We start from the raw sequence: 15,829 nt of genomic DNA on the forward strand, positions 1-15,829 counted from the left end.
CATTTTAAACATTCGTTTGCTCGACCGGCCGATCCCGACGTATGCCGCGCTACTGCGTGCGAGCAGGCGGTAGAAGATCTTAGATTTTGCCGGACTTCTCTGCACACTGTCGATCGCTTGCCGAATAAAAATACTCATGCAAAATTATCTTTTGTAGGCAGGCGGCTCGGCGTTTCGGAAAAGAGGTAACTTCGCCCAACGTTTTGAGGCGAGTCTCTAGTGAGCTAAGTCGCCATTTCCGACGCTTGCTCACCCGCCCGCGACTTTGGACGTCCCCGGCTTCAATTTTCTGGACGGTCTCGGAAAACGCCGAGCGCAGTCAATGATTGCCAAGTTGAGTGACCGTCTTATTTCTACCTGAAACGTTTACAGCTGCGATTTAAAAATTCGGTCGCGACACCTGCAAGCGAAAATTCGCAATTATTGAACCTTCCATAGTTGGATTTTCATTTACAACGTAAAATGGTTGTGATCTCCTTTGTGCAGTTTTTCACTCATCACCGCCCCTATTGTCTGAAAATTATCAAGAGAAAATTCTCCTAGTCGCAGTTATAAAAATTGGGAGTGATAATGCCTCTTAATGAAGCCTACCTCTGGAGTCAGATAGCTATGGCGGTATTCGTCGCAGCTGGTCTGTGGTATACGTCAAAAAATCTTCGTTTCACAAGAAAGAATCTTGATCATCTTGATAAAACTAATAAAGAGAATAATGTAATTCAGGCGCAGTACGTATTACAGGCTCGACTTATCGAGCTTTCGCACGAATGGAACTCAAAGGAGTTTATCACCGCGCGGAACTGGGCCGACCTTATAATCAGCGAATGCCGCGAAAAAGCTGTGGAGGTCCGGGAAAATCTTTCTAGTCGAAAGGGAATGGACCAGTGGATCTACATTTCTATGGTCGCACACTTCTTTCTTCGCTTAAGCCGTATCCAGCTGAGTCATCAAATTCATCTGCAGAACGCTCGCTTGGAGTTCGGGGAGGCCATCGGCTACTGGCTGCAGCCGCTGCTGTTTGCATACGGCACTCAGGCTGATGAAAAACGACTCCGCAAAGCATTGATTGATCTTCACAATACGTACTATCCAGAGAGCCCGGTGGATATTGAAGAGGCGGATACGCGTTCAGTGTGACCGCCCACGTCTGACGGCTAATAAACCGCTATTGCTCCGTAAAGACGGTGAGACCGGCACTTTTGCTTGGTAACGACATGCGCTAGATCGGCCGAACGCGGACTTAACGACAGAAGTGTTCCCGTCGCGAAATGAACCAAGGGCGTTGGGTTGCAATAGAGTTGGAGGTCAACGCAGTTTGCGGCGAAATTCTGTGGCGTGTCGCCTGTCTTAGTTGTGAGTTACCAGTGTGGTTGCTTGCTAGTCTCTCAACATTGCACGCTCTCTTGATAAAACATCGCGGTAATCCTTGTAGGCCGTAGTTGCCGGGTGGCTCGCGCGCCCCGGCGAAGGGCACCCCCTCAACAGCCTGTTGAGTGATCAGCAGTTGCTGCTGGACCTGGTTACCGACGAGTTGGTGACGCAAGGTGTGATTAGCGCAGAACGCTTTGCTGAGCTGTGGATGGAAGCGCTTTTTGGCTATGGGTTGACAGTCGGAAACACGAGGAGATCTAGGGCTGGTTGGCGCTTGCGGTCCAGTGAAAAGCGTAGCCGGAATTTCCGCCGGGTAATGACGAGGTCCGCTTTCGCGCACTTACAAGTGGTGACAGACGGATACCCCTGCCGAATGTCGTGACCATCGGCGAAGGGAAACCAGCATATCGAGGGCGCGAAGCGCTTACTTAGTCGAAAGAAGACCACGTGAGATGATGTCTGCCTGAATTTCCGCCGCGCCTTCAAATATGGACAGGATTCTTGCGTCACAAAGAAGTCTACTGGCTTCGAATTCGAGAGCGAAGCCGTTGCCGCCATGGATCTGGACGCAACTGTCAGCGCAGGCCCATGCGACCCTAGCGGCCAGAAGCTTCGCCATGCCGGCCTCCACATCGCATCGAATGTTCGCGTCCTTTTGTCGCGCGGAAGCGTAGACCAATTGGCGGCAGATCAAAATCTCTGCCGCCATCATCGCGAGCTTGTCGGAAATACGATCGAAACGCACAATAGGTTGTCCGAATTGCACCCGGTCCGTTGCGTATCGCCAGGAGAGCGAGAACGCTGCCTCCGCGACCCCCACGGCACGTGCGGCCGTCTGTATTCGAGCGGCTTCGAAGGTGCGCATCAGTTGCTTAAAACCTTGGCCCTCCCTTTCTCCCAAAAGATTGGCCATGGGCACTCGGAAAGCATCGAAGGACAACTCGAACTCCTTCATCCCCCGATAACCGAGCACCTCGATCTCACTGCCAGACAAGCCTTCGTCCCGGAAATGCGCGTCGACTGTTCCAGCGGTCTTTTCCGCTAGCAGCAGCGACAGCCCGCGATAACCTTTGTCGTCCGGATCCGTTCGAACAAGCAGGGTCATCAGGTTCGCCCGGCCGGCGTGGGTGATCCAGCTTTTTGCTCCGGTGACTTCATAGAAGCCGTCCTTGAGCGATGCCCTTGTCTTCAGGGATGCGAGATCAGACCCGACATCCGGCTCGGTGAATACGGCGGTCGGAACACATGCGCCGGATGCGATTAGCGGAAGCCATTTTCTTTTTTGTTCTTCCGTCCCGCCAGACGATATCAGCTCAGCGGCAATTTCCGACCGCGTGCCGAGTGAACCGACGCCGAGATACCCTTTAGACAGTTCTTCGGTCACCACACACATGGCGACCTTCGACAGACCCGAGCCGCCATACTCTTCCGGCAAGGTGAGGCCGAATACGCCAAGCGCCCCGAGTTGATCTAGCACGTCTTGCGGAATATAGGAGTTGTTCAAATGCCAGAAATGCGCATGCGGGGAAATCTCGTTGGCGACGAACTTGCGCATTTCTAATCGGATGGCCTCGACAGTATCGTCCGTGGCAGGATCACCGAGGTGAGGATCGGTATTTGCCTCACGCCATATTGTCACCAGACGTGATCTGTTCGCTGGCGTGTTTCCGTGCTGGATCGCATTCCTTATGTCATCGTCCGCAAGAAGCGCCTCAAACATATCAGGAGAGAGCAGATCGCGTGTGCGCGCGAATTCGCTCTGGCTCATAGGAATACCACCAAGGACTTGGTCGAGATATTCTCCGCCGCCGATCGCTATGAGGAGGCTCTCGATTTCCGTCAAACGCGTGCATCGCTCGAGCGCCAGACCATATTGCACGATCGCCCTCAGTGCCGACGCGTACGTTGCAAACCAGGCGAGGCCATGGCTTTCGGCTTGCCCGAGCCCCTCGGTTGAAGCTTGCTTTTCGCGAGCCCTCAGGATCGCCGGTTCGATCCTCCGCACCAGCGCCTCGACAGCTGCCTCTAGGCGCTTCACGCGACCGGCGGTCTCGGTTTCCGGGTTTTCAGTCATCGCTTTGCAATTCCGATCTGTTTGAAAACTTCAAGTCATTCCAGGGTCGATGCCTGCACTCGCGCATGCTTATTCGACGTGGCCAAGGCGATGATAATCACTATCGAGATTTGCAACGCCGCTGATGAGGTTGTCCGTATACAGCCGCGGGATGTTCACCGTTCCGGGACGGCCAACCGGCCTGGTATCTTGCACCAGCATATCCATGCTCCTCGCCTGTGCCCGCCGCGCAGCAATTGCCTCTTCCAAAGAGACGGCCTGAAACCGGATCTTGCGGCCGGGGCGCATCTGAGCAAGACGAGGAAGATCGCGCGATATCACGGTGCCGATCTTCGGATAGCCTCCAACCGTCTGCCGGTCGGACAAGAGTATCATCGGCAGGCCATTACCGGGGACCTGAATGGAGCCGTTGGCCACGCCATCCGTGACAATGTCATACCCACGCGCATGTTGGAGTGGTTGTCCCGTCAGTCGCATGCCCATACGATCGCTATCTGTGGTGACCTCGTACTCGCTCGACAGGAACTGCGCGATACTTTCGGCATGGAAGTAATCGGCCTGCGGACCCAACAACACACCTATCGGACCCTCGCCATAAGGAATGTTGCCGGAGAGTTCGATATCCGTCGGATCCGGAATTGATCCGGTGACAGTTATGATATCGCCGGATCTCAGCGCTCTGCCCTCAAATCCGCCAAATGCACCGCGCGCGTAGGTCGAGCGGCTTCCCAGCGTTTCAGGCAAGTCTAGACAGCCGGCGACCGCGAGGATTGTAAAGGGCATCGCGCGGGAAGCCTGCACGAATACTGTGTCGCCGGCATGGGCCGTCACGCTTTGATTGGCCTGAATGATCCTGCCGTCATCAAATTTTAAACAGGCGCCGGCGCCGACAAGGGCCAAGCGAACGCTGTTTTCCTGAACCTTAAAGGTCGGTCCTGCGTAGGAGATCTCGAGCGCCGCGGCATCGGGAAGATTACTGACCAGGCTATTCGCCGCGGCAAGAGCGAGTGGGTCCATCGCGCCGCTCAAGGGTACGCCAAGCCCCTGAAGACCCCATCGCCCGAGATCTTGTACAGTGGTGGAAAGCCCCGGCACATCTATGACGATCTTTGCCTTCACGCTCTCAAGAACCTTTCGCTTTCCGCGAAGAGGCGTCCCGTGGATCGCTCTTGCGATAACGCGGCATGCTCGCTCAGCGAAATCGGTTTGAAACGTACCTTGTCACCGGGAGCAAGAAGGCTCGGCGGGGTGGCACGGTGGTCGAAGAATTGCAACGGGCAATTGCCGATAAGGTGCCACCCACCGGGGCTCACCAGAGGATAGACGATGCTTAGTCGCATCGCGATGGCCAGGGAACCCTCGGGCACCCGAACTCTTGGCGTTGTCCGGCGCGGCAATTCCAATTCGCTCGGCAGGTCGCCTATCAGCGCGCAACCGGGCAGAAAACCGAGAAAATAGACGGAATAGTCCTGCGCGCTGTGCAGATCGATGATTTGTGAGACAGACATGTTCAGGCGATCGGCGACATCCGTGACGTCGGGCGCAAGCGTTTCGTCATAGCATGCAGGCAGCTCCCAGGTTCTGGGCTGTGTGTCGAGTTCGACTGGTGTGTCCATATGAACTACGATCGCATCGATTATCGTCAGCCCATCCGACACCAGCGGATCATATTGTACCAGGAGAGAGCGAAAGGACGGGACGAGATCCAGCACGCCGGGGAGCTTTGCAGCCATCAGAATGGATCTGAGTTGGAGAACCGCTTCGCTGAGCTCGCGATCGACGCGGTCGCCAAATTCGACGACGACACCTGTGTCTCCGGCGAGCAGAAAACGAGCCCTGCCGATCGTTCTCTCATATTGTTGGTGGACCGTCATGACACCCCTTTCAGGAAGGGGGCGATCAAAACGCCTTCAGCCTGTAAACGCTGGCGGACCGCCTTTGCCGCCTCAACCGCCGAGCGACTGTCGCCGTGCAGGCAGATCGTTTGCACTACCATCGGCACGAACGTGCCATCGATGGTGATCACCCCCTGTCCCGTCGCCAGTCTGAACGCCTGATCGGCAATGTCGTCGATATCGTCTATGACAGCACCGTCCTTATTTCTGGAGACGAGAAAGCCGTCCGGCTCATAACGTCGATCCGCGAAGCCCTCGACGGCGGTAGCCAGGCCAAAATCGTCAGCCGCCCTGAGCAATCGGGACCCCGGGGATGTCACGACAACGAGGCTCGGATCGCATGCATGGGTTGCGCGGCAAATCGCGTCTGCGGCCGGCCCGTTCTTTTCCGCAAGCGTATACAGCGCGCCATGCGGCTTAACATAGCGGACCTTGTTGCCGGACAAGGCGGCCGCCGCCTGCAACGCACCGATCTGAACCGCGACCAATGCTTCGACCTCGGTTATTGACATCGGGATGACGCGTCGGCCGAAACCGTCCCTATCGGAATAACCCGGGTGCGCCCCGATCGCCACTCCCCTGTCCCCGGCCATCCTGCACACACGAGCCATTGTCGACGGGTCCCCCGCGTGCATGCCGCAGGCGATGTTTGCCGATGACACAATGCTAAGGAGCGCGTCGTCGTCGGTCAGCAGGTAGGGGCCAAAGCCTTCCCCAAGATCGGCGTTGAGATCGATCTTCATTTACCGTTCTCCTGAGGCGCGTTCTTCGAAAACGCATCGGTGTCCGCGCCCAGTGTGCCGCTGCCTTTCACCGCTCCGCGCACTTCTCGATCGAGACGAAACACCGGACCCGATGTCCAGATTTCGCCAACGCCCTGATGAACGACTCGTTCGAATATGGCGCTTTCTTCGATGAGTCCGCCCGGTTTTCTCAAGGCATCGATCGTCTGATAGGGGTGCCAGCAGATGGCCGTCGGCTCAAAAAGGCTCGCAATGTCGTCCAGGTTGCGTGTTGCGAACCAGTCGGCAAAAACTGCGCATATCCTGTCCCGCGCCTTGAAACGATCGCCTTCCAGCTTGAAATCGAAACCCAATTCGGTTTCGAGTTCGGCAAAGGCCTGCATCGTCCCAGTGATCTTGCAAAGTTCCTGCCATTGCCGGGGCGTAAGCGCAACAACCATCAACCGGCGCCCGTCCGCGGTTTGAAAGTCATGTCCGAAGGTCCCGAAAATGTTGTTGCCGATAGCTTGGCGAACGCTGCCGCCGACCTCGGTTTCGCCCACAAAACCGAGGGTCGTCATCGCTGACAGCATGACATCGGATAAGGCGCATTTGATCCAGGCACCTTGTCCCTCAAGCCGCCGCCGCCGTTCCGCGGCGACGATCGCCAGCGCGATGTGTAGCCCGGCAAGCATATCCCAGGTCGGGAACGGTGAATTGATCGGCCCCGAAGTCGGGTCAGAGCCTGTGATCAGTGGTAATCCGGAGGCGGCATTGATAGTGTAATCGACGCCCGTGCGTCCACTCGGGAAGCCTTCCAGCGTCGCGAGAATGGTTTTCGGTCTCTCTGCAAGCAATGTGCCGTCGGTTAAGAATGCCGGCGAAAGATTGGTGATGACGATGCCGTTGTCGCCGATGAGGTCAAGGACGAAAGCCTCACCTTCCGGCGTCCGCAGATCGGCGGTGACGGACCGTTTTCCGTGGTTCAGCCCGCTCCAGTAAATACTGCCGCCGTGGTCCGAGAGCGGCCATCGGCCATAGTCGACGCCGCCGCCTGGAGGATCTACGCGAATGACCTCGGCGCCAAGCTGCGCCAAGGTATTGCCGCATAGCGGCATGGCAACAAACGCTGAAATCTCAATGATCCGCAATCCGCTCAAGAGTTCGTACATGCCACCCTTCTTTTGCATGAGGCCCGACAAAACCTACACCAAAAACACAAATGGCGATCATACCTGATGGTTTAACCAGCTATGCCTAAAAGGCAGAGCCCACACAGCTACGCGTCCGAATCCTGTTCTACCGCGCTCGGCCGGTACTCTCCTCTCAGAATTTCGGAGCGGATACAGTTGAGTGTCTCCACCTCGATCTGCTTGACTAGGGCACGGACGGTCCGGGTCACGGGTTTGTTGCGCGGTGTCGCGACCACGAGTAACGCCTCCATTCCTCGCTCCCGCACGATGCGTGCATCAAGCTGCTCCGCACGCACCTCAGCATGCACGGCACCAAAGGGCAGAATGGCCGCGCCCGCGCCGGATGCGACCAGTTGGCGAATGGCCGGTACGGAATCGATTTCGAGGCGGACGTTCAGGGAAATGCCACTATCCTTGGCGGCACGCTCAATCACGCGGCGCATGCCATTTTCCGGTCCTGGAAGAATAAGGCCGAGATGTCGGATTTCGTCCCACCCGGCGTCATTCGTTCGCGCCTCACCGTTTCTCGGAGTGATCAGATAGAGATTTTCACGGATGAGGGGGCTGACGAGCAAGTCCCGCCGACGCCGGGCATCGTAAAGGATTGCCAGGTCAAGCTGTCCCGCTTCAAGCATTTCACTCAAACTGCCGCTGAAACCTTCGCGGACGCGCAGGCGCGCATCGGGATATATTTTTGCAAACCCGATAGATAACGGCGCGCATAAAGTGGCACCGATCGACGGCGGCACCCCTAGAACAACAACCCCGTTTTCCTTGGCGGAATCCTCCTGGATCTCCTGGCTGATCAGTGCCAGCTGTTCAAGAACCTGGACTGCCACCTCTTTTAGCTTGCTGCCGGACGGGGTTAGCGACACCCCGCGCCCATGCCTGTAGAACAGTTCGCTGCACAGCTCCTGTTCCAGTTGCCTGATCTGGCGGCTGAGCGCCGGCTGGGTCATCCCGAGGCTTTCGGACGCTCGCGACATGCTGCCGACTTCGGCCGCCTTCAGGAAGTAGCGAAGCTCGTCGAATTTCATAAAGGGCACCCCCATTGCATTACATCCATGCCCAAAAAGCATAACTGATAGAAGCTTCCTCCTAAAGACAATTGCACGGATTTGAGGGACAAAAGCCGAACGCAACGGAAAAAATTCATGTCGGCCGATCGCATTCTCTCATCGAGCCTCGGCTCTCTGCTCACGGGCGAAAATCTCGATTACCTCGAGCAATTGAGTGCCCGGTTCAAGCGGGACCCAAGCACCGTCGATCCCGTTTGGCACCTGGCTCTCAGCCTGCTCGACGAGCAGCCATTGCTTCCTTCGGCCCGGGCCGAAATCCGGCAGCGTCTGCGCCAGAGAGGGCACTTCGCCGCACTACTCGACCCGATCGCCGGGCGTGCTTCCGCCACGACACCTTCGCAACGCGCCGCATCGATCGCGCCGGGGGCCGAGGCGTCGGAGTATGCGGCTCTGGCGGATCTCTATTGTGGCAGCCTGGGGATCGAAACGGAGCATATCGACGACGAAGCATTGCGTAATTGGGCATACTTGGCAGTTGAGACCTATGAGGCTCAGTGGGTTGATCCTGTTGCGATCGGGCGGACCATCATTGAGGCGAGCGAGTTCGAGCGCCTCATGCAAACAAAGTTCACGGCCAAAAAGCGTTTTGGTGCGGAAGGCGCAGAAGCTGTCGTGGTACTGTTGAAACGGATTTTATGGCGGCTTGCGGCCCAGGGCATTGACAAGGTCGTCATCGGGACGATGCATCGGGGCCGTCTAAACCTGCTCAGCAACGCCCTAGGACGCCCTTTGTCCCTGACCCTCGCAGAGTTTTCGGGCAAGCATCCTTTCGGCAACCAAACGGCCGCCGACGTGCCCTATCACCTTGGATGGCAAGGCGCAGTCGCTGTTGGCGATGGACGCCAGATTGCCATCGACCTTCTACCCAACCCCTCGCATCTTGAGGCCGTTAATCCCGTCGTTCTCGGCAAGGCGCGTGGATTGCAGGATATTTCCGTAGAAAAAATCGCGACCATCATGCTGCATACCGATGCCGCGGTTATCGGGCAGGGGTCGATTGCGGAACTTGTTCAGCTAACCGGCTTGTCGGGCTATTCCACCGGCGGCACCATTCATATCGTCATTAACAATCAGATCGGCTTTACGACCAATCCAACCGAAGCACGCACTTCAAAATACTGCACGGGCACCTTCAAGGCGACGGACAGTCTCATCCTGCACGCGAACGGCGACGTGCTGGACGCAGTCACGAAAGCCGCGGACATTGCTGCCGACTATCGTTGTTTGCACCGACGCGACAGCGTAATCGACCTCGTCTGCTACCGGCGCAACGGTCACAACGAGATTGACGAGCCCCGCTTCACGCAACCCGTTCTCTACCACTCTATCGACGGTCATCCACACCTCGCTGACATCTGCGCCAAAGATCTTGTCGACCGCGGGCTTACGACTGCCGATGTGATTGAAGGGTGGAAATCCGCCTATGCCGATCATTTTCTGTCGGTCTTCGATACGGTCAAGAAAGATCTCGGCACACCAAAGGCTGTTCCCGAGCCTGTCATAGCGGTGCCGGCCGCGCCGGAAGATACCGGCGTCGACATTGCCGACATTTCCAATCTTCTGCTCACATTGTCGGAACCGCCCGCGAATGTGCCGATAGATCGCCGACTTGAGCGGATCGTGCGCGGACGTGCGGACCTCATGCGGACGGGTATCAACTGGCCGACCGCCGAAGCGCTTGCGTTCTCGACCATCAACGCTGAAGGCGTACCCGTCCGATTGACCGGCCAGGATGTCGTGAGAGGCGCCTTCTCGCACCGACATTTCATGTTGACCGATGTCGATACCGGCGAGCAGCATCTCCAGATCGCGCGTGTGAATGCAAACAGGCCGATGTTCGATGTTCGCAATAGTCCGCTTTCTGAATACGCGATTCTCGGCTTCGAATACGGCTACTCTCTCGCCCGCCCCGACTGCCTTGTCATATGGGAGGCGCAATTTGGAGACTTCGCTAACGGCGCACAGATCATCATCGATCAGTTCGTCTCTTCCGGTAGGGAAAAATGGAATATCGACAGCAATCTTGTTCTGATGCTGCCGCATGGTCTGGATGGGCAAGGACCTGAACACTCGTCCGCGCGCACGGAGCGGTTTTTACAGTTGAGTCAGCCGTTCAATCTCGACGTGGCCATGCCGAGCACCCCCGCCAATTATTTCCACCTGCTGCGCGCACAGGCAAAGCGAAGCGAAAAGCGTCCTCTGGTTATCATGAACACGAAAGCGCTCCTGAGACATCCCGCTGCCGTGTCTCCAATGGAGGCGTTCGGTGCCGCAACGACTTTCCTCCCGGTGATTACCAGCAAGCCCGCAAATAATCGGTCGGCAACTTTGGTGATCTTCTGCAGCGGCAAGATTGCCTACGACCTCGAAGCGCGTCGTGACGAGCGCAACCTCCATCACGTTGCAGTGGTTCGCATCGAGCAGCTTGCGCCTTTCCCGGTTGCGGAATTGGTCGAAACATTGAAAAACCAGACATCGGCAGTGCCTGTTTTCCTCCAGGAAGAGCCGGAAAACATGGGAGCGCTCGATTACGTCCGCCCACGGCTGGAAGCCGTGTTGCGCGATGCCGGCTGGGACCTTCCGGTTTTGCGGGTTGTTGCGAGAAAGGCGTCGGCTTCGCCCGCAGGCAGTTTCCACGGACTGCATGAGCAGGATCAGTCGACCCTAGTCGACACGGCACTGCGGGGCGGTGATGCCGCCGTACCGCTGCAGCCGTTCGAGCAAACGGTCCATTCCCAAGGAAGGCAATAAAATGGCGAATGATTTTGCAGATCGCGACGGCTGGATCTGGGTGGACGGCGATATCGTTCCGTGGAGAGACGCGAAGTGCCACGTTCTGAATCACACCATGCATTATGCCAGCGGTATTTTCGAAGGCATTCGTGCGTATAACGGCAAGTCGTTCAAGCTCGACGAACATCTGGTCCGACTGGCTGAAAGTGCTCGTCTGCTCGGGTATGCGCTTCCCCATTCGCTAGAGGTGCTGAGGGCGGCGACGCAGACCGTCCTAGAGGCGAACGGACTCCGTGACGCCTATATCCGGCCCTTCGCCTGGCGCGGTTCGGAGCAAATGTCGGTTTCCGCACCCGCTTCCCGCATTCATGTTGCCATCGCTGCATGGTCGATGCCGGCCTATTTTCAGAAAGACGGTGCGGAGGCAGGCGTCAAACTCGCTCTGTCTTCCTGGCAGAGGCAAGCTCCAACCATGGCGCCACTTCAGGCCAAAGCCGCCGGACTTTACATGGCCGGCACACTCGCCAAACATGCCGCCCTCGACGAGGGATATGACGACGCGCTCATGATGGATTGGCAAGGCAATGTCGCCGAAGCAACAGCCGCCAATATCTTCACAATGATCGACGGAACGCTTGTCACGCCGATTGCCGACGCGTTCTTGAACGGGATCACGCGCCAGACGGTCATCGAGATTGCCCGCAGCCGTGGTCTGACGGTCTCAGAAGAGCGTCTGCCCCTGGAAAAATTGCTTACTGCACAGGAGATTTTCGTTACCGGCACTGCGGCGGAGATTGTCCCGGTATCGCGTATCGGCTCCATGACCTTCAATTTAGGCCCTACGACGCGGGACCTGCTTGAAGCCTATCAGGCGCTGGTGCGCGCTTGACCTGGTCTGTCGAAACATTCCTTGGGAGCAAATCGATGACGACATCCGGACGCAGGATCGTGATCGTTGGCGGCGGGGTCATGGGTAGCTCGACTGCGTATTTTCTTGCCAGTCGACCGGACAACGAAGATGAGATCATCGTCATCGAGCGCGACTCGACCTATGCAAAGGCTTCTTCGGCCCTGTCGGCTTCCGGCATGCGCCAGCAATTTTCCACGCCCGCTAATATCGATCTTTCCACATTCGGCGTCGACTTCCTGCGCAAGGCCTCGACGGTGCTTGCCCTGGGAGATGAGAAGCCGGATGTCGGTTTTCACGAGAACGGTTACCTGTTGATCGCCGGACCTGCCGGAGAGCAGACTATGCGCGACAACCACCGTATCCAATTGGATCGCGGGGCAAAGAATGTCCTGCTGGAGCAGGATGAGATCCGGAGACGGTTTCCCTGGCTGTCGCACGACGGTATATCCTTGGCGTGTTTTGGGCTGGCCGGAGAAGGATGGTTTGACGGATACGGCCTTCTGCAAGGCTTCGTTCGCAAGGCCAAGGCGCTTGGTTGCACCTATGTCAGTGCAAAGGCAATTGGGTTTCTCGAAAAGGACAACCGTATCCGGGGCGTCGAGCTCGAGGATGGATCCCAGATTTCTGGAGATACGTTCGTGCTCGCAGCTGGCTGCTGGTCGGCGCCGCTTGCGGCGTCGGTGGGGATCGATCTTCCGGTCAGGCCGCGTGTTCGAAGCGTGTTTTCCTTTTCCTGCCGCAGTCCGATCGACAAATGCCCCCTGGTCGTCGACAGTTCTGGTGTCTACTTCCGGCCAGAAGGGCAGGGTCAGTTCATCTGTGGCATCTCTCCCGATCCGGACCCGGACGACATGCCGCTCGAAGTCGATTACACGCAGTGGGATGAAATCCTCTGGCCTGCGCTAGCGTCCCGCGTTCCGGCTTTCGAATCCATTAAGATGACGGGAGCCTGGGCTGGATATTACGAATTCAACACTTTCGATCATAATGGGATCATCGGCGCTCATAGTGCGTTGCGAAACCTCGTTTTCGCAACCGGTTTCAGCGGCCATGGAATCATGCAGTCACCGGGTGTCGGCCTGAGTGTCGCTGAAATCATCCAGAATGGAATAGCGAGCACGATCGAGGTCTCGGCGCTCGGTTGGGCGCGCATTGAGGATAGAAAGCCCGTGATTGAAAGAAATGTCATCTGAACGAAACAGAGGGAACGAAAATGCGCTTAGACAAAAAAACCGCCTTGATCACCGGTGCTGCTCAGGGGATCGGAAAGGCCATTGCTGAACGTCTGGCTTCCGAAGGCGCACGCGTGTTCCTGTCGGATATCAACGAGACGAAGCTGAAAGAGACGGCTCTCGCACTGGACATGCCGTATAAGGTAGCTGACGCATCGAAGAAAGCCGATATAAAAGCGCTAGTCTCCGCCGTGCTGGAAGCGTTCGGACATCTGGATATCGTCGTCAACAATGCCGGTATCATCCACGCCGCTGAACTCCTGGACCTCGAAGAAGAGGATTTCGACCGCGTCCTCGCCGTGAACCTGAAGTCCGCTTTTTTGCTCACGCAGGAGGCCGCACGGCATATGGTCCCGCGCGCGACGGGCTCGATCATCAACATGTCCTCCGTCAATGCCGTTATCACCATACCGAACCAAATCCCCTATGCCGTTTCCAAGGGCGCCCTAAACCAGTTGACCAAGGTTACGGCGATATCGCTGTCGAAGCACAATATTCGGGTTAACGGTGTGGGACCGGGAACAATCGACACTGCAATTGCCGCCGCCGTCATTCCGGATGCGGAATCTGAGCGCCGAGTAATGTCGCGCACGCCTCTCGGACGCAGAGGTCAGTCTTCCGAAGTCGCGAGTGTCGTCGCTTTCCTCGCAAGTGACGACGCCTCTTACATTACCGGCCAGACGATCTACCCCGACGGCGGTCGGCTCGGCCTGAACTATACGGTCTGACATGGAAGACCAGGAGTTTCACTTTCAGCAAAATGAGCCCATCGATTTAGCGTTCCTGCGTAGCTGGATCGGGCGTGAACAGGAAGCAGAAGATGTTCTCACGCCACGGATCGTCGATGGTTTGCGCGCAACGTTGGATGGGGCAATGTCCTCGACCGCGATCCCGGCTTCGGTTCATTGGTGCCTCGCGCCGGCACTCGCGCGGCAATCCGATCTCAGCCGCGACGGCCACCCAAATCGAGGCGACTTTCTGCCGCCAGTGCCAGTTGCAAGACGAATGTGGGCCGGCAGCGACGTCGAATTCTTCTCGGATCTCGCGTTGATGGACATGGTGACGCGGCGCTCCCGCATCGAAGACGTCGAGGTGAAACAGGGGCGCACCGGTACATTGGTGTTCGTGACCGTTCTCCATGACTGGTCGACGGTGCGCGGCCCGACGCTGCGCGAACTCCAGAAAATCGTGTATCGCTCGCCAAGCGCCACGCCGACATCTCGTCCAGCGCCGGTGGAAAAGGCACAGGCGACCCGTCAACAGGCGGTTGAAGCAAGCGAGGTCCTGTTGTTTCGCTATTCGGCGTTGACCTTTAACGCCCACCGCATTCACTATGACAGACCTTATGCAACTGCGGTCGAAGGCTATGGAGGGCTTCTTGTGCACGGACCGTTGCAGGCCTCTCTGCTGCTCGAATATGCCAGAACGCTTCGGGATGGCGAGCGTCCGCACCGATTTTCCTTCAAAGGCGTCGAACCGCTTCTCAGCGGACAAACCTTCACGCTCAACGCGAAGGAAAATAGGCAAAGCGTCGATCTTTGGTGCGAGAACGCTCAGGGGGGCGTGACCATGACGGCAACGGCGAAGTGGGCATGATACCATCTCTCCTTGCGCCGCTCTTTGTGCCCGGGAACCGGCCGGATCGGTTCCCGAAAGCGGCAGCCTCGGGTGCCGACGCCGTTATCTACGACCTTGAAGACGCCGTGGGTCACAATGAAAAAGGCATTGCGCGCAAGGCGATCGCCGGGCGACCTGAAACGTCCGTGTACGAGATCGTCCGCGTCAATGCCGCGTCCAGCGGCTTTATGGATCAAGATCTGCAAGCGATTTGCGCCAACCCGCCTTCTGCGGTGATGGTGGCGAAGACGGAAGGAGCCGACGATCTTGAAAAGGTCACGGCGATGCTCGGATCACAAATCACGCTGATCCCGCTAATTGAGACCGCGCGGGGGTTGGTCAGCCTCACTGACGTACTCGCCAACGATGCTGTTCTATGTCTGGCCTTTGGGTCGATCGACTTTGCTCTCGATATCGGCAGTAGCCACGAGCGCCTAGCCTTGCTGGCAGCGCGTTCCGAACTGGTTCTTCGATCTCGTTTAGCAAACCGACAATCGCCGATCGATGGTGTAACCGTTGCAATCGACGACGCCGTGGCCATCAAGGACGACGCGTTGCATGCGAAATCCCTGGGCTTCGGCGGAAAGCTAGCCGTGCACCCACGCCAGATCGCACCAATATTCTCTGCTTTTTCCGTCTCGGATGAGGAGATTGCGTGGGCAAGACGCGTGTTGCATTCGTCTCAAGACGGAAATTCCGATAAGCTCTATGGACAGATGATTGACCGTCCGGTGATGGAGCGAGCAAAGTCTGTTTTGGCAAAAGCATCGCTCAGCAAACGCAGCCTGCGATAATGAGGGAGCCGCCACAGAGGTATCTTGGTGCCATAAGCGCGTCAGTCTTACGGATGAAAAGGCAAAAAACCAGATTCAATGGTAGGGAATCCAGGGCTTTCCGTCTGAGAGCTCGAATTCACAGACGCTGCACACAATGCAAGTATCCCGCTTTGCCACGGCCAACCCCGTTACAAAGAGACGCCTGCACGCTCCGCCGTTTGCTGACGCTG

13 protein-coding genes are annotated in these 15,829 nt (G+C 57.2%); 7 read left to right on the forward strand and 6 right to left on the reverse strand.

Features of this window, described 5'->3' with window-relative positions; genetic code table 11:
• Positions 1–609: 609 nt before the first annotated feature.
• Positions 610–1,134 carry a hypothetical protein gene (locus tag LAC81_RS26890; protein WP_223730173.1) on the forward strand — a complete coding sequence of 175 codons (525 nt, stop codon included), beginning with the start codon at positions 610–612 and terminating at the stop codon, positions 1,132–1,134.
• A gap of 658 nt (positions 1,135–1,792) precedes the next feature.
• On the opposite strand, the gene LAC81_RS26895 is transcribed toward LAC81_RS26890, so the two are convergent.
• From LAC81_RS26895 to LAC81_RS26920, 6 genes are all read right to left on the reverse strand, one after another.
• Positions 1,793–3,442, reverse strand: a complete 1,650-nt coding sequence (locus tag LAC81_RS26895; RefSeq protein ID WP_223730174.1) for an acyl-CoA dehydrogenase family protein — start codon at positions 3,440–3,442, stop codon at positions 1,793–1,795.
• Positions 3,443–3,511: 69 nt separating this feature from the next.
• Positions 3,512–4,561: a biotin-dependent carboxyltransferase family protein gene (locus LAC81_RS26900; RefSeq protein ID WP_223730175.1), complete on the reverse strand. Its 1,050-nt coding sequence runs from the start codon at positions 4,559–4,561 to the stop codon at positions 3,512–3,514.
• Complete coding sequence (gene pxpB / locus LAC81_RS26905; protein ID WP_223730176.1) at positions 4,558–5,316, reverse strand: 5-oxoprolinase subunit PxpB; 759 nt, start codon at positions 5,314–5,316, stop codon at positions 4,558–4,560. The genes LAC81_RS26900 and pxpB overlap by 4 nt, the downstream gene beginning before the upstream one ends.
• Positions 5,313–6,080 (reverse strand): LamB/YcsF family protein, encoded by a 768-nt coding sequence (locus LAC81_RS26910; protein WP_223730177.1) that lies wholly within the window; start codon positions 6,078–6,080, stop codon positions 5,313–5,315. The genes pxpB and LAC81_RS26910 overlap by 4 nt, the downstream gene beginning before the upstream one ends.
• On the reverse strand, positions 6,077–7,231 hold the full coding sequence (locus LAC81_RS26915) for a CoA transferase (protein WP_223730178.1): 1,155 nt from the start codon (positions 7,229–7,231) through the stop codon (positions 6,077–6,079). The genes LAC81_RS26910 and LAC81_RS26915 overlap by 4 nt, the downstream gene beginning before the upstream one ends.
• A gap of 107 nt (positions 7,232–7,338) precedes the next feature.
• Positions 7,339–8,289: a LysR family transcriptional regulator gene (locus LAC81_RS26920; RefSeq protein WP_223730179.1), complete on the reverse strand. Its 951-nt coding sequence runs from the start codon at positions 8,287–8,289 to the stop codon at positions 7,339–7,341.
• 117 nt (positions 8,290–8,406) lie between these two features.
• On the opposite strand from LAC81_RS26920, the gene LAC81_RS26925 reads away from it, so the two are divergent.
• Genes LAC81_RS26925 through LAC81_RS26950 form a run of 6 tightly spaced genes read left to right on the forward strand, consistent with a single transcriptional unit; the run spans position 8,407 to position 15,617 of the window.
• Positions 8,407–11,082 (forward strand): 2-oxoglutarate dehydrogenase E1 component, encoded by a 2,676-nt coding sequence (locus tag LAC81_RS26925; protein ID WP_223730180.1) that lies wholly within the window; start codon positions 8,407–8,409, stop codon positions 11,080–11,082.
• A gap of 1 nt (position 11,083) precedes the next feature.
• On the forward strand, positions 11,084–11,953 hold the full coding sequence (locus LAC81_RS26930) for a branched-chain amino acid aminotransferase (protein ID WP_223730181.1): 870 nt from the start codon (positions 11,084–11,086) through the stop codon (positions 11,951–11,953).
• A gap of 35 nt (positions 11,954–11,988) precedes the next feature.
• Complete coding sequence (locus tag LAC81_RS26935; protein ID WP_223730182.1) at positions 11,989–13,167, forward strand: NAD(P)/FAD-dependent oxidoreductase; 1,179 nt, start codon at positions 11,989–11,991, stop codon at positions 13,165–13,167.
• A gap of 20 nt (positions 13,168–13,187) precedes the next feature.
• Positions 13,188–13,934 carry an SDR family NAD(P)-dependent oxidoreductase gene (locus tag LAC81_RS26940; RefSeq protein WP_223730183.1) on the forward strand — a complete coding sequence of 249 codons (747 nt, stop codon included), beginning with the start codon at positions 13,188–13,190 and terminating at the stop codon, positions 13,932–13,934.
• Position 13,935: 1 nt separating this feature from the next.
• Positions 13,936–14,802: an FAS1-like dehydratase domain-containing protein gene (locus tag LAC81_RS26945; RefSeq protein WP_223730184.1), complete on the forward strand. Its 867-nt coding sequence runs from the start codon at positions 13,936–13,938 to the stop codon at positions 14,800–14,802.
• A complete protein-coding gene (locus LAC81_RS26950) occupies positions 14,799–15,617 on the forward strand; it encodes an HpcH/HpaI aldolase/citrate lyase family protein (protein ID WP_223730185.1) in 819 nt (272 codons plus the stop codon). Before LAC81_RS26945 ends, LAC81_RS26950 begins: the two co-directional genes overlap by 4 nt.
• Positions 15,618–15,829: the final 212 nt, after the last annotated feature.

The organism is Ensifer adhaerens, from assembly GCF_020035535.1.
Taxonomy (GTDB): Bacteria; Pseudomonadota; Alphaproteobacteria; order Rhizobiales; family Rhizobiaceae; genus Ensifer.